This is a genomic window from Peribacillus sp. S4 (assembly GCF_046715815.1).
Lineage (GTDB): Bacteria > Bacillota > Bacilli > Bacillales > DSM-1321 > Peribacillus > Peribacillus frigoritolerans.
Map to the genome: position 1 here is coordinate 3,598,391 of NZ_CP175708.1, position 18,132 is coordinate 3,616,522.

Below are 18,132 nucleotides of genomic sequence, written 5' to 3' on the forward strand. Positions count from 1 at the left end.
GTCCTTTATTGGATGAGGGGTCTTTTTGTTTTTCATAAAGGCTCTTTTCGTAAAGATTGTTATTTTTAAACGAAACTATTTAAGGTTGATTGGAGCGGAAGTGCGAGACTCCTGCGGGAGCAGCGGGACAGGTGAGACCCCACAGGCGTTTACGCCGAGGAGGCTCACCGCCCGCCCCGCAGAAAGCGAGCATCTTGAAGGGAAATCAACCACAACTCACTACCTGGTAAATAGCAACAAAGTATGTGAAAACAGCCTTCATAAAATGGCCGAAAATTCAAAAGAAAAAGGAGCGGGAAATATGAAAAAAATCGCGTTTATCGGAGCTGGATCGATGGCAGAAGCAATCATTTCGGGGCTGGTGACCCAACAGGTAATTGAACCAGAAAATATTTTTGTAACAAATAAATCAAATGATGATCGGTTCGTTTATTTAAAGGACCAATATGGTGTAACTGCAACACGATCACTCCAGTTATTAGTACAGGATGCGGACCTTGTCGTACTGGCGGTGAAACCGAAAGATATTTTAGAAACGATGCAATCAATAAAAGAATACATTCGTGAAGAAATGCTGTTCATTTCCGTTGTTGCCGGGGTTCATACAACAAGCTTGGAAGGAATCGCCAACAAGCGGTTTTCGATCGTCCGTGCCATGCCTAATACATCGGCAGCTGTAGGAAAATCAGCAACGGCCCTTGCGGCTAACTGTCATACGGAAGACTCGCAATTACAAACGGCGATTACCCTTTTTGAAACGGTGGGTACGGTGGCAGTGGTCGAAGAATCCCAGCTAGATGCGGTAACAGGCTTATCAGGCAGCGGTCCTGCTTATATTTATTACTTGGTCGAGGCATTGGAAAAATCAGCGGAAAAAATAGGGCTCGATTCCGAAACCGCTAAGCAATTGATTCTCCAGACATTGATGGGCGCAGCCGACATGTTACAGAAATCACCTAAAACGCCTGCCGTACTAAGAAAGGAAGTAACTTCACCAGGCGGAACGACTGAAGCAGGTCTGAAAGCACTACAAGCACACCAAGTGGAAGATGCATTCATTGCCTGTGTACAAGAAGCGACAGAGCAATCGAAGCGAATGGGCAATCAAATAAGTAAAGAACTGGCCAAATATGTAGTTTCGCAGTAAGCCTCATGATGATGATCGGCTGTTGCCTGGCCACTCCTGCAGCAGTGGCAGGCAACAGCCCTTTTTATGATCCATACGCCTTATAAAGGGTAAATCTTCTGAAGTGAGCGTTACTTTATAATCAGCATATCATTTTCATCGAAACTCCAGTCCTTCGAATACGCAACCTCCCAATAGTAACCATCGGGATCTGAAAAATATCCGCTGTATCCTCCCCAAAAAACATGCTGAGGTGATTTCTCGATTGTTCCCCCAGCATTTTCAGCCCTTTTGATCACTTCATCCACTTCTTCAATTGATTTAGCATTATAAGCGAGTGTAAGACCCGGGAAACCATTTTTCTTAGGCGGTTCCATCTCATTAATGTCTTTTGCTAGCTCCTCTAAAGGATACAAAGCAAGTTTCGTACCGGCATTATTAAAAAAAACGATTGCGGGATCGTCCTCTTTAATCAATGTACGGAATCCCAACCCGTCCCGGTAAAACCTTAATGATTGAGCAATATCCCTGACACCTAAAGTTATAATGTTGATCCTGTTCATGCTAGTCCTCCTTTTCCATGTTTTAAGGGTAAATTCGACATCTGGATCACTTTTCCCTTTTTAGCTTGATTGACCAGCACCCACACCAATAGCAAATGCTTCTTAAAGACCACTTTGCAAAAAGCAGCTCAACGGGGAATTCCACCTTGGATTGCCCCTCATGCAAATTACGTAGGAATTCCACTTTCTTTGCCGAATGAATACATGTTTTGTCATCTGTAAAGGAATTCCCCCATACTTATCGAATTCAACAAGCAAAAGGGGGAATCTCGATGAATACAAGCGCAGTTGCCCGGTTACTGAATGTTTCCCATAGTACGATTCAACGCTGGGTCACCCAATTGAACATGGAAGTAGAACGGAATCAGCTTGGCCACTACCAGTTTTCGGATGAAGACATTGCATTATTGAGAAAAATCCAAGATCAGCTTAACGAGGGCATCATTCTCCAAAAGGTCAGCATCTCAGAGAAAAAGATTAGAAAAGCAACCCTCCAAAAACACTCCGAACCGAATAAAGAACATGATCAACTGCTTGAACGGGTCATCAGGCTGGAAAATGGCCTGAAAACAAAAGCGGACGATGTTGTATCCTATCAGCTTTTACAGCACAGAAGTGAAATGGAAGAAATGCACAAACTCGTTAAAAAGCTTGAAGCCCGTATCGAAGCGTTAGAAACACCAACGGGCCAGCACTTTGATTATTTCCTCGCGGCTGAAGAGGCTGCTGCCACTAAAAAAACGAAGAAAAGGCCATTCATAAAAATGATTTTCGGAAACAGAAAGAACGATAGTTCATCATGGAGCACAGCCGACAGCGATTGACATCTATTATCAAGATCTTTCATGAGCACCCCACGAATAACCATTTTTGTAAGGCAAAGCATCTCTTCAAAAATAGGACCCGATCTTATTAATTACCCCAAAATAAAAAGGCCCTGACCCAAGATTAAACTCACCTGGGTCGGGCCTTTTCATCATTTTAAATCAACACTGCACGGTCATTGATCATTTTTTCGCCTTTGATGCGTTGGAATTCGTTAAGCAGTTTTTCGACGGTTAACTTCTGCTTTGCAGCGCCTCTGGCTTCAAAAATGATCTGTCCCTTATCCATCATGATCAGGGAATTTCCAAGATCGATTGCCTGCTGCATATTATGAGTCACCATCAACGTCGTTAATTGGTTCTTTTCGACGATTTCCTTTGTCAGGTTTGTAACAAGTTCTGCCCGCGAAGGATCAAGCGCTGCAGTATGTTCATCAAGAAGCAGGATTTTAGGATCGGTGAAGGTCGCCATCAGCAGTGATAGTGCCTGACGCTCCCCTCCTGACAATAATCCCACTTTTGCAGTCATCCGGTTTTCCAAGCCTAAATGAAGGGTGCCCAAACATTCTTTAAAAAGTTCTTTCCGTTTTTTTGTCACCCCAAAGCCTAAACCTCTTCTATTGGTTCTGCCATAAGCAATTGCCATATTTTCTTCAATCGTCATATGCGGTGCCGTACCCAGCATGGGATCCTGAAAAACGCGTCCAATCATTTTTGCACGGGCATGTTCTTCAATGGCCGATACGTTTTCACCATCGATGATGACTTCACCGGCATCAGGGAGAATCTTACCGGAAATCATATTCATCAAAGTCGATTTACCTGCTCCATTACTACCGATGACTGTTACAAATTCACCTTTTGTCATCTGCAGTTCCAGATTTCCAAGGGCTAGCTTTTCATCTGGTGTTCCCTCATTGAACACTTTATAAATCTGATTTAACCGAAGCATATTCTTCCCTCCCTTTCGGTAAAGTGCCATCATGACGTATCTGTATTTCTTTAAGCCGCCTTTTCTTCCGGGTTTTTTCCTTTTGTTTATCGGAAATTTTTGGAATGACAAGTGCCCCGACCACAATAAGTGCCGTAATTAATTTAACATCTCCCGTTTCAAGGAATTCAACGCGAAGTGCCAAGGTTACGACGATCCGGTAAATGATCGCCCCTCCAATGACAGCCAGCGTAGCACGTGCAATCGTTTTTGCCCCGAATAGAGCTTCACCGATTATGACGGATGCCAATCCGATGACAATGATTCCAATCCCCATGCCTATATCGCTAAAACCGTTATATTGGGCAACCAGGGATCCCGAAAAAGCCACAAGTGCATTTCCGATTGCAAGTCCTAAGATCTTCATGTTGCCGGTATGGGAGGAAAAACTCTTGACCATTGCTTCATTATCACCAGTCGCCCGTAAGGCAAGACCAATTTCCGTTTTTAAAAACGCTGACATTCCCGCTTGGATGACTACAGCCACAACCAGCATAACGATTAATATGGCCCACGTTTTTGGCAGGCTGTCACCGAGACCCACGAATGATAAAAGACCATTCAACAAATTGTCCAGCCCAGTGCCAGCCCAGGCATCCTGGATATTCGTGATAATGGTTGTTTGGGAAAGCAACGGAATGTTGGATGCACCCATGATCCGCAAATTGATCGAATAGAGCGCAATCATCATTAAGATACCTGCCAAGAGAGGATTGATTTTCCCTTTTGTATGAAGGAACCCCGTTATCGTCCCAGCGATGAACCCTGCCACCATGGCACACAACGTGGCTACGATCGGCGAGTAACCGTTAACGATCATAATCGCGGCAACAGAGGCCCCTGTCACAAAACTGCCTTCCACAGTCATATCCGGGAAATCGAGAATCCTGAATGTTAAATAGACACCAAGTGCCATGATTGCATAAATCATTCCCGACTCAAAAGAGTTGAATAAGGCTGAGAACATTTTTTTCTTCCTTCCCCGAACAAAAGCAGAGTTTATTTTACAAACTCAGCATCTGCTTTCCATTCTTCTTTTATTTCAACACCCATATCTTTTGCTGCTTTTTCATTGATGACCAATTTCAGTTTTTGTGGATATTGAACCGGGATATCTCCAGGTTTTTTACCATCCTTCAGGATTTCAACCGCTTTTTGCCCCGCTTCATAACCAATATCATAGTAACTGAAGCCATATGCTGCAAAACCGCCAGCATTCACGGAATCAAGCTCGCCGACAAATAAGGGGATATCTTGATCATTTGCCACGGAAATGACCGATTCCAGTGCAGAGACAACTGTATTATCAGTAATGATATAGAAAGCATCCGCTTTTCCGATTAATGATTCCGTTGCCTGTTTAACATCCGCTGAAGTCGAGACGGACGCTTCCACAACTTTCAATCCAGCTTTTTTCGCTTCCGCCTTCACATTTTTTATTTGGACGACTGAATTTTGCTCCCCTGTGTTATAAACCGTTCCAATCGTTTTGGCGCCAAGCTCTTCCGCTAGGAATTTCATTGACTTTGCAATGGCTTCAGGATGGGAATCCGTCGTACCCGTCACATTTCCGCCTGGTTTTTCCAAAGAAGTGACAAGCTCCCCCGCTACAGGATCGGTAACCGATGTAAAGACGATCGGAATATCCTTGGTCGCATTTAAAGCACTTAGAGTACTAGGAGTCGAATTCGCAAATATCAGATCCACTTTATCCCCAACGAAGTTATTGGCAATCGTTTGGCTGTTGTTTTGGTCACCCTGAGCAATTTGAAGATCATATTTAGCATTGATGTCACTATCCTTCAATGCCGCCTGGAAGCCTTCATATGCTTGATCCAAGGAATCATGCTGAACGATTTGTGTTACCCCAATGTTAAAGGTATCCTTTCCGCTTTCATCCTTTGCCGCATCTTTTTCCTTTTCATTTCCACACCCAGCCAATAATAAACCTGCGACCAATGTCATGGCTGCAGTTGAATATAATTTCTTTTTCATATTTTCCCCCCGCTTTTTCCTTATTTAAAATAATGTTTTTCTAACGACGCCAGCTTTTTTCGCTTTTATTTCCTAAATTATAATCGTTTAGTCCCAATTATTCCAATATATTTTTTAACTTTTTAGAATTTTTTGAGTTCTGCATGTAAAACATGAAAAAAGCTGCTGTGAAAGGTATGGTAACTTTCACAGCAGCTTTTTGAAAAATCAATGTTCGACAACCTGGCTGACAATTTCGGTAACGGTAGCCCGATCAATTTTTTCTTTACCTTCTTTTAGGGCTTTCAATGTAGCTTTTGCCAATTCCAAAGGTATTTTACAGAATTGGATGATGTCCTTCGTTTCAATCTCTTCAATGTACGCATCGGCTAATGCAAGATTACGCTCCGTATGGGCAAACATCTCGTCGAAACCCCAGCCATCCGGATAAAAGTTCACACCACGTTCTGCATCTTCCTCGCGGTTACGCAGGATATTGACCGTTTGGAGTCCACGGCCAAATGCGATGGCAAGTTCACGGTCCGTTTCGGTTCCATCGTACCAGTTCCACATATCAGACAGCATGACCCCGACTAAACCTGCAACATAATAAGTGTAATCATCGAGTTCCTCTTCATTATGGATTTGCCAGTCCTTAATAACCCATTTTGCCATGCCTTCGGCCATTTCCTTTGTAGACTCCAAGACTTTATCTTTTGCACCGGGTGGACAAAATTCAACCCAGTCCGAAAGAAACAGGGTCACCTCGGGCAGTTCATCCTTATATGGTTCAAATAACTTTTGAAGATTCTCTTCCTTGAAATCCGCATCCGGCAGCTCACTAAGGGCCTGTAACAAAGAAACCTTACTATCTGCTGGAAGACTTGGGTGGTCCTCGATCTCATCGATGGCGCGCATGCAAAGGTATGCAGCTCCAATACCCTCTTGCAATCCCTTTGGAAGATAACTGATTGGAATGAAAAAAGTCCGGCTTGTTTTTAGGAGAAACTCCATTGCTTTAGTATGTAGGTCACTTTTGTCAGTCATATTTACACTCCTTTAAATATCCAATGAACAATTGATTAATTATATCAAACATTGGCTTTGATTTCAGCTGTCCGATTCCTCTGAATACAAAGGAACTTTAATCGCCATCAGATCTTCACCCATGATCGTATTTGCAAAGATTGCTTTGCTTTCCTCTTTTAGCCTCTCAGCATCCTCTGGAGTATACCGTGAGCTGATATGCGTAAGGATTAGATGCTTAGCTCCCGCTTTCAAGGCCGTTTCTGCAGCCTGAACGGTGGTCGAATGATAATAGGCTGATGCCATTTCAGATTCTTCCGCTGAAAATGTAGCTTCATGAACAAGGTAATCCGCCGATTCAGCAAGACTGAGCGCATTGCTGCACATTCTTGTATCACCAAGAATCGTGATGATCCGGCCTTTTTTCGGAGTACTGATATAGTCCTTCCCATTTATGACACGGCCATCATCGAGACAGACCGTTTGTCCATTTTTCAATGCTTTAAAAAGAGGCCCCGGCTTCACACCTTCGGAACGCAGCCGGTCTACCAGCAGGCTACCCGGACGATCTTTTTCAACAATCCGATAACCGATGCTGTAAATGCCATGATCAAGCGACTTGGCCGTCACTGTGAATTGTTCGTCCTCAAACACTGTGCCTTCTTCTATTTCGATGATTTCCAAGGGATATTTTAAATGAGTCCCACTCACCTGTAAGCTCGTCTTAATGAATGAATCTATCCCTTGTGGACCATATACGGTCAATTTATCCACTCCGCCCTGAAAAGATCTGCTGCTTAAAAAACCAGGCAGTCCGAAGATGTGGTCACCATGTAAATGGGTGATGAAGATCTTTTCAACCTTTCGCGGTTTGACCGCCGTTTTTAATATTTGATGCTGTGTTGCTTCCCCACAATCGAATAACCAAATAGTCCCTCGTTCTTCCAATAATTGAAGGGCGATCGATGTCACATTCCGCGCTTTGGCCGGAACGCCAGCGCCTGTACCCAATAAAACGAAATCCACTCATACTACCTCCGTTGCAAATACTTTATGCCTTAACTATAGCATAACCAAGGTGCTCTTTCATTTATGACCCATTAAAACCGAAACCAAATTAAACTTTTAATGAAATCTGAGAAAAAATGCGCAAATTGATTGCTTTGAGGGAAAGCTAAACGTAAAATTAGAAATTGGTACACATACGGGAATTCCAACTTTATAGACAGATTTAACGGAAAGTTGAGGTTTTAACATGACAGAAAACAATAAACCCACAGCATTGATCATGATTTTTGGTGCTACCGGAGATTTAGCGAAAAGGAAATTGTTTCCTTCCATATATCGACTATTTCAAAAAGAGAAAATCAATAAGTTCGCGGTCGTCGGTGTGGCAAGGAGGCCATTGACGAACGAGGAGTTCCAAACAAGTGTCAAGGACTCGATTCTTACGTTCGGACATGCGGAAGAAAAGGTCGATGAATTCATTTCCCATTTCCATTATCACTCCCATGACGTCTCAAGTTCGGAATCATACTTGCAATTAAAAGACATTGCCGAACAATTAGATGGACAATATCAATTAGAAGGAAACAGGATCTTCTATTTGGCGATGGCACCTGAGTTTTTCGGAACGATTGCCGAACAGATTAAAGCTCAAGGCCTGAGTGACACGGATGGATATAAACGCCTGGTCATCGAGAAGCCATTTGGACACAGTTTTGAAACAGCACAACAATTGAATGAGCAGATTCGGACTGCATTCGCTGAAGATGAAATTTACCGCATCGATCATTATTTAGGTAAAGAAATGGTACAAAATATCGAGGTCATCCGTTTTTCCAATGCCCTTTTCGAGCCGCTATGGAATAACAGATATATATCCAATATCCAGGTTACTTCAAGCGAAACACTCGGCGTTGAAGAACGCGGGCGTTATTATGAAACCAGCGGTGCCCTAAGGGATATGGTCCAAAACCACCTGCTGCAAATGGTGGCCTTGCTTGCAATGGAACCCCCGATCGCTTTGACGACTGAAGAGATTCGAAGCGAAAAAGTACGGGCATTGCGTTCACTTCGACCAATGAAGGTCGACGAAGTCAACCAATACTTCGTTCGTGGCCAGTATGGTGAAGGAACGATAGACGGTCAAATGCTTCCGGCCTACCGAAATGAACATAATGTAAATCCCGAATCCAACACAGAGACCTATGTTGCGGGTAAATTGATGATTGATAACTTCCGTTGGGCCGGTGTTCCTTTTTATATCCGTACCGGTAAGAGAATGGATGTCAAATCAACGAATATCGTTGTTCAATTCAAAGATATTCCAATGAATCTGTATTATAAAACGGAAGAAACGCTGAATCCGAATCTTCTTGTCATCAATATCCAGCCTGACGAGGGTATCACATTGTACTTAAATGTCAAAAAATCCGGGACGACATCCAATACAAAGCCAATGAAGCTGACCGTCTCGAACAAAGGGATCGAACACATCAATTCTCCCGAGGCATATGAAAAGCTATTGTTTGACAGCATGCGCGGGGATGCTACAAACTTTACGCACTGGGACGAGGTTGCCCTCTCATGGAAGTTCGTCGATACCATTTCCAATGCATGGGAAAATACTAAAGACGAGTCTTTCCCTAACTATGAAGCGGGATCAACAGGTCCACTTGCATCCGATGAACTCCTGGCGGAAGATGGACATATTTGGTGGCAAGTCAAGAAAAACGAAAATAATAATTGAAATGATAAAGGGATGCAGATTTGAATCTGCATCCCTTTTTTTCATGAAACACTCTTTCTCAGCAATTTATTCCGGATAATATGAAACAATTGCTTAGACTTGGACATTTCTTCCTCTTTTTCTGAATTAAGCCAAAATGAAACACCGGATTCTAAGGCAATGAAAAATAAAAAAATGGCTACAGCCCACCAGATGATGAACATAAAGTCCTCCGCTCCTTCTCTCTTCCTACCTACTGTATCCTAAGGTCCGCCCATCTCTTTCAATGTTTATATTCCTTTTTCCACAGGTGTTTAAACCTAAAAAAAGCAGGAATGAATGTCATACATCATACTACGATTTCCCTAAAAAAGGTAAATTAATTGGAACTATTTACAACTAGTTCGTTTTTACTATTTTTACCCTTATCTATAAAGAATGGTAAGCCTTTGCTGAGGATAAACTAAAAAAGGTGCTTAGTGACAGTACCGCTAACTTCGATGTGGAGGGATTAAACGATGGACATTCGTGAAGGATTAATTCCAACAGCCTTGGGCACAGCCGTGACAGCTGCGGGTTATGCAATGAAGCAGACCCGGGGTTCAAACAAAATGGTAGCTAATACAATTTTTGGTTTCGGTTTGGCACATGTTGTATTAGGGGTCATTGATCTTGTAGAGCATCGGAGATAGTAATAAAAGGGGGCGCCAAGCGCCCCCTTTTTACATGATGAAACAAAAAAGCCGGCTTAAAGGGGATCTCCTTCCAAGCCGACTTGAACTTTTTATTTTTCCATCCATTCGGTATGGAACGTTCCTTCTTTATCAATGCGTTGGTAAGTATGAGCTCCAAAATAGTCACGCTGAGCTTGAATCAGGTTAGCTGGCAGTGTTTCTGTACGATAGCTGTCGAAATAGGCAAGTGCCGATGACAAGCAAGGAACCGGGATTCCGTTCATCACAGCCGTTGATACTACCTCACGTAAAGCTCCTTGGTAACTTTCGACGATCCCTTGGAAGTAAGGATCTAGAAGAAGATTTTTCAAGTTCGCTTCACGATCGTACGCTTCCTTGATTTTTTGGAGGAATTGTGCACGAATGATACATCCGCCACGGAAAATCATCGCGATTTCCCCATATTGCAAGTTCCAGCCATTTTCTTCTGATGCTGCTTTCATTTGTGCAAATCCTTGTGCATATGAACAGATTTTGCTCATATAAAGTGCTTTTCGGATACTTTCAATCAAAGCCTTTTTGTCGCCTGTAAATGAATCGTTTTTTGGACCGCGAAGGATTTTACTCGCTTCGACACGCTCGTCCTTGATTGCTGAAATAAACCGGGCAAACACGGATTCCGTAATGATTGGAAGCGGAACACCAAGATCAAGCGCACTTTGACTTGTCCATTTACCTGTACCTTTTTGGCCAGCTTTATCTAAAATGACATCGACCATCGGCTTGCCGGTTTCTTCATCATATTTTTTGAAAATATCAGCAGTAATTTCAATTAAATAGCTATCAAGTTCCCCTTCATTCCATTCAGTAAAGACTTCATGGAATTCTTCAGCAGATAGTCCAAGGAGATTTTTCAGAAGGAAATAAGATTCGGAAATCAATTGCATGTCCCCGTATTCAATACCATTATGTACCATTTTAACATAATGACCTGCCCCATCCGGTCCGATATACGTGCAGCAAGCATCACCATCGACCTTAGCTGAAATATCCTTCAAAATCGGTGCAACAAGTTCATATGCTTCTTTTTGACCTCCAGGCATGATGGAAGGACCTGTTAGTGCTCCTTCTTCCCCACCTGACACGCCTGTACCGATGAAATGGATGCCAAGCTTGCTTAACTCCTCATTGCGGCGCTGAGTGTCCTTGAAGAAGGTATTCCCTCCATCAATAACGATATCACCTTTTTCAAGCAACGGTTTTAATTGCTCGATTGTTGCATCCGTTGCCGCTCCGGCTTTAACCATCAATAAAATTTTGCGTGGTGTTTCCAAAGAATTGACGAATTCTTCAAGCGTATAAGCGGCTGTTACGTTTTTGCCTTCCGCTTCCTTCATCATCTCGTCCGTTTTTGATCCTGAGCGATTATATACGGAAATTGAATATCCCCTGCTTTCAATATTAAATGCAAGGTTCTTGCCCATTACGGCTAGTCCGATAACGCCAATCTGCTGTTTTGTCATGATTCATCTTCCCTTCTCTCTATCTTTACACAGCTTGTACGCTATTCTTTGTCAAAAGAAGGATCATTCCTCCTGGATTGCTCAAAGAAATCTTTGCTGAAGCTAGTGTCTGTTCCTATTGAACGTTTTTTCAAGGGTAATCCCTTTTTAATAATATTTTCTCCGTACTTATTTTGCAAGTGTTCCATCGCATCATACAGAGGTTCTTTTTCTGCATCCTCTTGAAAGGAAAAAATATCCAGTTGCTTGAAGGCCGACTCTTTTTCGATGACATCATAGGCTGTGACACCAAGAAGCCTGATTCCTTCCCCATTCCAATTTTTCATGAAGAGATCGATAGCTTCATCCAAAATATCCTTTTTTTCAAAAACTGGATTAGGAACCGTCCTGCTTCTCGTAATTGTCCGGCGGTCTTTGTAACGGATCGTCACACCTATTTTTTGACCAAGGAGGCGTTTATTTCTCAAGCGGACGGCAACTTTCCCGGAAAGCTTTTCCAATACACCGATCAATTCTTTTTGATTGGCGGAGTCATGCGGAAGAGTTGTCGAATTTCCGATGCTCTTATGCTCAAAAATCGCTTCGGGATCCACTACCCTTGGGTCAATTCCATTAGCCCTATCTTTCAAACGGATGCCATTGATCCCAAGAAGCTGTTTAAGTTGACTATCATTGGCGTGTGCAAGGTCCCTGATCGTCATGATCCCGATAGTTTGAAGCTTTTCCGATGTCTTATCCCCGATGCCATGCATTTCGCCCACTTGTAAGGGCCAGAGCTTTTCCGGAATGTCCCGTTTCCTTAACACGGTGATCCCCATAGGTTTCTTCATATCAGAAGCCGTTTTGGCCAAAAATTTATTAGGGGCAATCCCGATACTGCAAGGGAGATCCATCGTATTAAAAATTCTTTCCTGAATGCTATTGGCTATATCTAAAGGCGAACCCAATTCGGCGCATTCACTGATATCCAGATACCCCTCATCAATCGAAACCGGTTCAACCATCTCTGTATATTGCCTCAAAACATCGAAAATAGCCAGTGATGCCTTTCGATAGCGCTCGAAATTCGGTTTCTGAATGACTAATTGAGGACATAATTTTTTCGCCTGCCAAATCGGCATGGTCGTTTTAACCCCGAACTTCCTCGCCTCATAGCTGCAGGTGACGATTATGCCCCTTCTCTCTTCAACATTGCCTGCAATGGCAAGCGGTTTGCCTTTCAATGAAACATCATATGACATTTCCACTGAAGCATAGAAACTATTCATGTCTACATGGAGAATGACCCTGCCATTTTTGGGATACATGTCCTTCATGTTTGACCGTCACATCCTTGTAAAAATAAAAAACATTTCTATTAAAGTATCCCTATTTATCTTTGGTAACCACGCTGAAAGATGCTTCCACTCCAAGAAAAACAGCCATCATATCATTGATGACTGTACATATATTCCTTCAATACTTTGAACATCTTGACCTATTATGGGTGATTATTCCCCTGAAACTTCTTTGATGATAGTGATGACCATTTCAGCTAGCTTCGTTAATTCCTCAACTGGAATTCTTTCATTCGTAGTATGGATATCTTCATAGCCCACTGCGAGATTGACAGTAGGGATGCCAAAGCCTGCAATGACATTTGCATCGCTTCCACCGCCGCTTTTAACCAGCTCGCATGGACGGCCGATTTTCTCTGCTGCCTTTCTTGCGATTTCGACAACATGGTCACCAGCACCATATTTAAAACCAGGATACATGACGGTAACTTCAACTTCAGCGCGTCCGCCCATTTCAATGGCTGCAGTCTCGAAAGCCTCTTTCATTTTCGCTACCTGTATTTCCATTTTTTCAGGGATCAAGGATCTTGCTTCTGCAAGGATTTCAACATGGTCACAAACAATATTGGTTTGCTGTCCCCCCTGGAAACGTCCGATATTGGCTGTCGTTTCTTCGTCGATTCTGCCTAATGGCATTCTAGAGATTGCTTTGGCAGCGATCGTAATGGCCGAAACGCCTTTCTCTGGAGCGACACCAGCGTGAGCAGTCTTGCCTAAAATGGTTGCGGACACTTTCGCCTGAGTAGGTGCAGCAACAACCACATTGCCCACTTTTCCATCACTATCAAGTGCAAAACCGAATTTAGCCGTTACAAGGGAGCGATCCAATGCCTTTGCCCCTACCAAGCCAGATTCTTCACCGACTGTAATGATGAATTCGATGGTACCATGTTCGATATTCTGTTCTTTCAACACTTTAAGCGTTTCTAACATGACTGCTAATCCAGCTTTGTCATCCGCCCCTAATATGGTCGTTCCGTCTGACACTATGTATCCATCTTTGATGGAAGGCTTGATTCCATTACCCGGTACAACCGTATCCATATGGGAGGTGAAATAAATGGTATCTACGCCTTCTTTCGTTCCTTTTAAAGTACATACTAAATTCCCTGCACCATGACCGGTGACTGCTGTTGTATCATCTTCAAAAACTTCTACACCAAGTGCCCCGAATTTTTCTTTCAGCACTTTGGCGATGGCTGCTTCATTTTTCGTTTCGGAATCGATCTGCACCAATTCCATAAATTCATTAACTAAACGTTCTTCATTAATCATAAAATAAAACCTCCAAAAAAGTTTTCCTCTTCAATTATACTTCTAAAAGCGGCGCCCCGGCAAATAATGTGGCATGCTGGTCCTAAGACTGTTTTAAAAAGTGAATGATGACTTATTTCAAAATGATATCTTCCCCCGTATGGAAAAGAGCCCAAAACAGATCGTTAGGGCTCCTTGCAAAGATTGATCACAACGGGATATTACCGTGTTTTTTCCATGGTCGAGTTTCTTTTTTGTTGCGTAGCATATCAAGAGATTGAATGATCTTAATCCTGGTTTCACGGGGATCGATAACATCATCCACCATCCCAAGACTTGCGGCGACATATGGATTGGCGAACTTCTCACGGTATTCTTCAATTTTAGCTGCTCGTGTCGCTTCCGGATCTTGGCTATTTTGAATTTCACGCGCAAAAATGATATTTGCCGCTCCAGCAGAACCCATTACAGCGATTTCAGCATTCGGCCATGCAAACGTAAGATCCGCACCGATGGATTTACTATTAAGAGCCACATAAGCTCCTCCGTATGCTTTTCGCAGAATGATCGTCAATTTAGGTACTGTTGCTTCCGAATAAGCATATAGCAGCTTTGCACCGTGGCGAATGATTCCGCCATGTTCTTGTTTAACGCCGGGGAAAAACCCTGAAACGTCTTCAAACGTAATAAGCGGAATGTTAAACGAGTCACAAAAACGAATAAAACGGGCAGCTTTATCTGATGAATCTATATCAAGTCCCCCTGCCAATACCTTTGGCTGGTTACAGACAAGCCCCACTGATTTCCCTTTGATCCGCGCCAAGCCGACCACTATGTTTTTCGCAAAGCCCTCTTGCACTTCCATAAAGGAATCCTCATCGACAACCTGCTCCAATACTTTCCGAACATCATATGGCCGGATCCCTTCATAAGGGACTACATCTGTTAAGTCCGGCCGGTAGTCATCTCCCTCATCCGCTTCCAAAACCGGTGGCTTCTCTTCATTATTTTGTGGAAGATAGCTCAAGAGACGTCTAACGTCTGCCAAAACTTGCTCCTCAGATGCTCCTTTGAAATGGGCATTACCGCTTATGGTATTATGTACAGCCGCTCCGCCCAATCCTTCGGATGAAATCTTTTCGCCTGTAACCGTTTCAATGACTTTAGGACCTGTTATGAACATTTGGCTCGTTTTTTCAACCATGAAGACAAAGTCGGTAATGGCTGGGGAATATACGGCTCCGCCTGCACAAGGTCCCATAATAACCGAAATCTGTGGAATGACCCCTGAATATATGGAATTCCGGTAAAATATTTGGCCATATCCGTCTAGCGAAACTACGCCTTCTTGAATTCGCGCCCCACCAGAATCGTTTAAACCGATGAAAGGGGCTCCATTTTTCGCTGCCAAATCCATAACATTGGCAATTTTCAGGGCATGCATTTCACCGAGTGCACCGCCAAAAACAGTGAAATCCTGTGAAAACAGATAAATGTCGCGGCCGTTGACCTTTCCGTAACCGGTGACAACCCCTTCTCCCGGCCCTTCTTCCTTTTCCATGCCGAAATTGGTATTACGATGTTTGATGAAAGGATTAAGCTCGATGAAAGTACCTGGATCAACTAGAAGTTCAATTCTTTCCCTTGCCGTAAGTTTGCCCTTTTCATGCTGCTTATCGATTCTTTCTTCACCGCCGCCCATTTCCACTTTTCGGCGTCTGTCATATAGGTCATTGATCGTATCATAAATGTCTGTCATTTCTGCTCCTCCTTTGATAATGCTTGTTCACAAAGCTCATATAATACTCCCGCGGTAGACTTTGGATGAACGAAAGCAACATCCGCATTGTGCGCTCCCTTTCTTGATGAATCATCAATCATGCGCAATCCAGCTTCTTTGATTTCTTTTATTCTATCTTCGATGTCATCGACGCCTAGTGCCACATGATGAATCCCTTCACCGCGTTTTTCGATGAATTTAGCGATTGGGCTTACAGGTGACAACGCTTCCAACAATTCCAAACGGGTATTGCCTGCCAGGATGAAGGCCACTTTCACTCCTTGGCTCTCCACTGTCTCGATTCCTTCAAGTTTCAACTTCAACGTTTCCGTGTAAAGCGGCAAGGCTTCATCTAGTGACTTGACGGCAATACCGATATGATCGATATTTTTAATCATCATAAAAACCCCCATGCTATGTATTATTGGATGACTCCATTAAAATACTACTAATCTTGCATTAAAGCCTTTTAAGATTCGGAATAATATGAACATTATACTTTTACTTGTTTCTACTAAATGTTCAAGTTAAAATAAAATCAATCAAACTGTATTAAGGGAGAGAGCATATGGGAAACAGGAAAATCAGAAAGATCGTCGTGTATTTAATGCTTATCTCAATGTTATTAATGAGCTTATTATCAGGGATCGCATTTCTTTTGTAATAGACACCGGGGAGGGGAGCATGAAGCTTCCCTCTCTTTATTTTATCGCTCCGTTTTTCTTAGCCAGCGTTTTGAAATCCTCGTTCGATAGGGTGATCAACACCTTAGTGCCGATGGGGACTTTTTCGTACAATCGCTCCACATCGGATTTATGCATTCGTACACAGCCATTTGAAATATATTCACCAATCGATGATGGCTGATTCGTACCATGTATGCCGTATATCCTCCCATCGGTATTTCGCGCATCGAATCCAATCCACCGCGACCCCAAAGGGTTCCTGGGATCACCGCCAGGAATATTCTTTTTCCGGTAATATGGATTGACCGCTTTTACTTTGACCGTGAAGATCCCTTCAGGTGTCAGTTCCTGACTCTTTCCCGTACCGACCGGCAGAATCTCCTTGACCTCGTTATCATCAATGAACGCCAATTTATTGTTGGCTTTATTGATGATGATAAACGGATCGCCAGGCTTAACCGATTGAGGCTGGGCCTGTACCTGTAACGGCCACAAAGATAGCATAAGCAACAAAGAAAGGATCCATTTCATTTGTATCATTCCTTTACTTTTTTGCTTAGTTTAAGCCAAGTGCCTCTTTTTCATTCGGTTGCCGGTCAGCTTGGGTAATCCCTTGAAGGAATGCTTCAACAATAAATAGCGCTCCATTTCCTTCATGAGCTGCAGTAATGCAGCCCTGGATTCGAACTCTTCACGTGTATGCGGCAGTGCCATTCCCCTAAAATGGATCTCCATTTCTTCAAGCTTCTTCAGATAAAGGATGGCCGTATTTTGTGGGTGGACGTTTTCTGCCAAATCTTCTATAAAATCAGCCACTATCCCGCTTTGTTTGACGACCAACGGAATATTCGTGACCAGGGGAAGAATTCGTTCAATTATTTCAAATTGCTTTTCACGCATTTTGAAATAATTGTAATACAGGTCTTCTTCCCTTAAGAAATGATTTTCCACGTCCCTGAAGGCAAGGCTCTTGGCTTGATTAAGAAGGTTGGCTGTTTCGGTGATTTCCTTACCATCCCATGTGTGATCATTATCCCTCAAATAGCGGACAATTCCCATCAAGATCGCACTGAAGTTCGTTTCGATACTTTCCTGATAGGCCAGCAGTTTGTCATCGACACTGGGCATGTACAGATTCATGACAAGTGCCACTCCAACTCCAACTGCAATTAATATCGTTTCATTGATCAGCAGGGAAAAAGTGATGTTACCGGCCCCATATAGGTGCATGATGATGACGCTGCTCGTCACGATCCCCTCATTAATCTTCAAGGCAACTGCCGTTGGAATGAAAATCAAGAGAATCAAACCTATTATCAGCGGATGGAATGCGATGAACTGAAATAATAGGGATGCATAGGCCATTGCGATCAAACAAGCTAAAAACCGGTGCCAGGAGGCATACACCGACTTCTTTTTTGTAACTTGGATGCATAAGATCGCAATGATTCCCGCGGCAGAGAAATATTCGAGATTAAGCATTTGTGCAATAATAATTGCCAGGGTGGCCCCCAAAGCAGTTTTAATCGTCCTGTATCCGATTTTAAACATTGTTATGTATCACCTGGCTCTTTCTCCATCTATTATAATACTATCAGGAAATCAGAAATTTTTACAGTCCTTTGCGAGTTAAATTTCCAATT

At 43.0% G+C, this 18,132-nt stretch carries 18 protein-coding genes; 5 read left to right on the forward strand and 13 right to left on the reverse strand.

Going from position 1 to position 18,132, the window contains the following annotated elements; genetic code table 11:
* Window positions 1-25: 25 nt before the first annotated feature.
* Window positions 26-1,147, forward strand: coding sequence for a pyrroline-5-carboxylate reductase (gene proC / locus ACJ9PY_RS17055; RefSeq protein WP_411738615.1), 1,122 nt, complete (start codon window positions 26-28; stop codon window positions 1,145-1,147).
* A 110-nt stretch (window positions 1,148-1,257) separates the two neighbouring features.
* Here proC and ACJ9PY_RS17060 read toward each other — a convergent pair whose 3' ends face one another.
* Complete coding sequence (locus tag ACJ9PY_RS17060) at window positions 1,258-1,689, reverse strand: VOC family protein (RefSeq protein ID WP_411738616.1); 432 nt, start codon at window positions 1,687-1,689, stop codon at window positions 1,258-1,260.
* A 272-nt stretch (window positions 1,690-1,961) separates the two neighbouring features.
* Between ACJ9PY_RS17060 and ACJ9PY_RS17065 the strand changes: the two genes are divergently transcribed.
* On the forward strand, window positions 1,962-2,513 hold the full coding sequence (locus tag ACJ9PY_RS17065) for a MerR family transcriptional regulator (protein WP_052137288.1): 552 nt from the start codon (window positions 1,962-1,964) through the stop codon (window positions 2,511-2,513).
* A gap of 157 nt (window positions 2,514-2,670) precedes the next feature.
* Here ACJ9PY_RS17065 and ACJ9PY_RS17070 read toward each other — a convergent pair whose 3' ends face one another.
* The 5 genes from ACJ9PY_RS17070 to rnz form a co-directional block, all read right to left on the reverse strand.
* Window positions 2,671-3,465 carry an ABC transporter ATP-binding protein gene (locus ACJ9PY_RS17070; RefSeq protein WP_048678506.1) on the reverse strand — a complete coding sequence of 265 codons (795 nt, stop codon included), beginning with the start codon at window positions 3,463-3,465 and terminating at the stop codon, window positions 2,671-2,673.
* Complete coding sequence (locus tag ACJ9PY_RS17075; protein ID WP_411738617.1) at window positions 3,440-4,471, reverse strand: ABC transporter permease; 1,032 nt, start codon at window positions 4,469-4,471, stop codon at window positions 3,440-3,442. The genes ACJ9PY_RS17070 and ACJ9PY_RS17075 overlap by 26 nt, the downstream gene beginning before the upstream one ends.
* 32 nt (window positions 4,472-4,503) lie before the next feature.
* Window positions 4,504-5,499 (reverse strand): ABC transporter substrate binding protein, encoded by a 996-nt coding sequence (locus ACJ9PY_RS17080; RefSeq protein WP_411738619.1) that lies wholly within the window; start codon window positions 5,497-5,499, stop codon window positions 4,504-4,506.
* Between the two features lie 207 nt (window positions 5,500-5,706).
* The gene (locus ACJ9PY_RS17085; protein ID WP_411738620.1) at window positions 5,707-6,525 is read right to left on the reverse strand and encodes a squalene/phytoene synthase family protein; all 819 of its coding nucleotides are present in this window, start codon (window positions 6,523-6,525) and stop codon (window positions 5,707-5,709) included.
* Window positions 6,526-6,588: 63 nt separating this feature from the next.
* Window positions 6,589-7,530 (reverse strand): ribonuclease Z, encoded by a 942-nt coding sequence (gene rnz / locus ACJ9PY_RS17090; protein ID WP_411738621.1) that lies wholly within the window; start codon window positions 7,528-7,530, stop codon window positions 6,589-6,591.
* 229 nt (window positions 7,531-7,759) lie between these two features.
* On the opposite strand from rnz, the gene zwf reads away from it, so the two are divergent.
* Window positions 7,760-9,256, forward strand: coding sequence for a glucose-6-phosphate dehydrogenase (gene zwf / locus ACJ9PY_RS17095; protein WP_063575706.1), 1,497 nt, complete (start codon window positions 7,760-7,762; stop codon window positions 9,254-9,256).
* A 497-nt stretch (window positions 9,257-9,753) separates the two neighbouring features.
* Window positions 9,754-9,927: an asparagine synthase gene (locus tag ACJ9PY_RS17100; RefSeq protein ID WP_411738622.1), complete on the forward strand. Its 174-nt coding sequence runs from the start codon at window positions 9,754-9,756 to the stop codon at window positions 9,925-9,927.
* Between the two features lie 92 nt (window positions 9,928-10,019).
* Here the strand turns inward: ACJ9PY_RS17100 and gndA are convergent, their stop codons facing one another.
* The 5 genes from gndA to mce all read right to left on the reverse strand — a co-directional run bounded on the left by gndA (window position 10,020) and on the right by mce (window position 16,204).
* Entirely contained in the window at window positions 10,020-11,432 is a 1,413-nt protein-coding gene (gene gndA / locus ACJ9PY_RS17105; RefSeq protein WP_411738623.1) for an NADP-dependent phosphogluconate dehydrogenase, read from the reverse strand.
* A gap of 41 nt (window positions 11,433-11,473) precedes the next feature.
* Window positions 11,474-12,748, reverse strand: coding sequence for a DNA polymerase IV (locus ACJ9PY_RS17110; RefSeq protein ID WP_053535660.1), 1,275 nt, complete (start codon window positions 12,746-12,748; stop codon window positions 11,474-11,476).
* A gap of 174 nt (window positions 12,749-12,922) precedes the next feature.
* On the reverse strand, window positions 12,923-14,044 hold the full coding sequence (locus ACJ9PY_RS17115) for a tripeptidase T (RefSeq protein WP_048678525.1): 1,122 nt from the start codon (window positions 14,042-14,044) through the stop codon (window positions 12,923-12,925).
* Between the two features lie 187 nt (window positions 14,045-14,231).
* Window positions 14,232-15,782 (reverse strand): acyl-CoA carboxylase subunit beta, encoded by a 1,551-nt coding sequence (locus ACJ9PY_RS17120; protein ID WP_063575704.1) that lies wholly within the window; start codon window positions 15,780-15,782, stop codon window positions 14,232-14,234.
* Window positions 15,779-16,204 (reverse strand): methylmalonyl-CoA epimerase, encoded by a 426-nt coding sequence (gene mce, locus ACJ9PY_RS17125; protein ID WP_063594078.1) that lies wholly within the window; start codon window positions 16,202-16,204, stop codon window positions 15,779-15,781. Before mce ends, ACJ9PY_RS17120 begins: the two co-directional genes overlap by 4 nt.
* A gap of 167 nt (window positions 16,205-16,371) precedes the next feature.
* Between mce and prli42 the strand changes: the two genes are divergently transcribed.
* Window positions 16,372-16,467 (forward strand): stressosome-associated protein Prli42, encoded by a 96-nt coding sequence (prli42, locus tag ACJ9PY_RS17130; protein WP_156500278.1) that lies wholly within the window; start codon window positions 16,372-16,374, stop codon window positions 16,465-16,467.
* Between the two features lie 37 nt (window positions 16,468-16,504).
* Here prli42 and ACJ9PY_RS17135 read toward each other — a convergent pair whose 3' ends face one another.
* Together ACJ9PY_RS17135 and ACJ9PY_RS17140 are read right to left on the reverse strand one after the other, a co-directional pair.
* Window positions 16,505-17,020 carry a L,D-transpeptidase gene (locus ACJ9PY_RS17135; protein ID WP_034308230.1) on the reverse strand — a complete coding sequence of 172 codons (516 nt, stop codon included), beginning with the start codon at window positions 17,018-17,020 and terminating at the stop codon, window positions 16,505-16,507.
* A gap of 30 nt (window positions 17,021-17,050) precedes the next feature.
* Entirely contained in the window at window positions 17,051-18,040 is a 990-nt protein-coding gene (locus tag ACJ9PY_RS17140; protein WP_411738624.1) for an aromatic acid exporter family protein, read from the reverse strand.
* Window positions 18,041-18,132: the final 92 nt, after the last annotated feature.

Coding starts and splice junctions, on each gene's coding strand:
- ACJ9PY_RS17060 (WP_411738616.1), bottom strand. CDS start 1,689: ATGAACAGGATCAACATTATAACTTTAGGTGTCAGGGATATTGCTCAA.
- ACJ9PY_RS17065 (WP_052137288.1), top strand. CDS start 1,962: ATGAATACAAGCGCAGTTGCCCGGTTACTGAATGTTTCCCATAGTACG.
- ACJ9PY_RS17070 (WP_048678506.1), bottom strand. CDS start 3,465: ATGCTTCGGTTAAATCAGATTTATAAAGTGTTCAATGAGGGAACACCA.
- ACJ9PY_RS17075 (WP_411738617.1), bottom strand. CDS start 4,471: ATGTTCTCAGCCTTATTCAACTCTTTTGAGTCGGGAATGATTTATGCA.
- ACJ9PY_RS17080 (WP_411738619.1), bottom strand. CDS start 5,499: ATGAAAAAGAAATTATATTCAACTGCAGCCATGACATTGGTCGCAGGT.
- ACJ9PY_RS17085 (WP_411738620.1), bottom strand. CDS start 6,525: ATGACTGACAAAAGTGACCTACATACTAAAGCAATGGAGTTTCTCCTA.
- zwf (WP_063575706.1), top strand. CDS start 7,760: ATGACAGAAAACAATAAACCCACAGCATTGATCATGATTTTTGGTGCT.
- ACJ9PY_RS17100 (WP_411738622.1), top strand. CDS start 9,754: ATGGACATTCGTGAAGGATTAATTCCAACAGCCTTGGGCACAGCCGTG.
- gndA (WP_411738623.1), bottom strand. CDS start 11,432: ATGACAAAACAGCAGATTGGCGTTATCGGACTAGCCGTAATGGGCAAG.
- ACJ9PY_RS17110 (WP_053535660.1), bottom strand. CDS start 12,748: ATGAAGGACATGTATCCCAAAAATGGCAGGGTCATTCTCCATGTAGAC.
- ACJ9PY_RS17115 (WP_048678525.1), bottom strand. CDS start 14,044: ATGATTAATGAAGAACGTTTAGTTAATGAATTTATGGAATTGGTGCAG.
- ACJ9PY_RS17120 (WP_063575704.1), bottom strand. CDS start 15,782: ATGACAGACATTTATGATACGATCAATGACCTATATGACAGACGCCGA.
- mce (WP_063594078.1), bottom strand. CDS start 16,204: ATGATGATTAAAAATATCGATCATATCGGTATTGCCGTCAAGTCACTA.
- prli42 (WP_156500278.1), top strand. CDS start 16,372: ATGGGAAACAGGAAAATCAGAAAGATCGTCGTGTATTTAATGCTTATC.
- ACJ9PY_RS17135 (WP_034308230.1), bottom strand. CDS start 17,020: ATGAAATGGATCCTTTCTTTGTTGCTTATGCTATCTTTGTGGCCGTTA.
- ACJ9PY_RS17140 (WP_411738624.1), bottom strand. CDS start 18,040: ATGTTTAAAATCGGATACAGGACGATTAAAACTGCTTTGGGGGCCACC.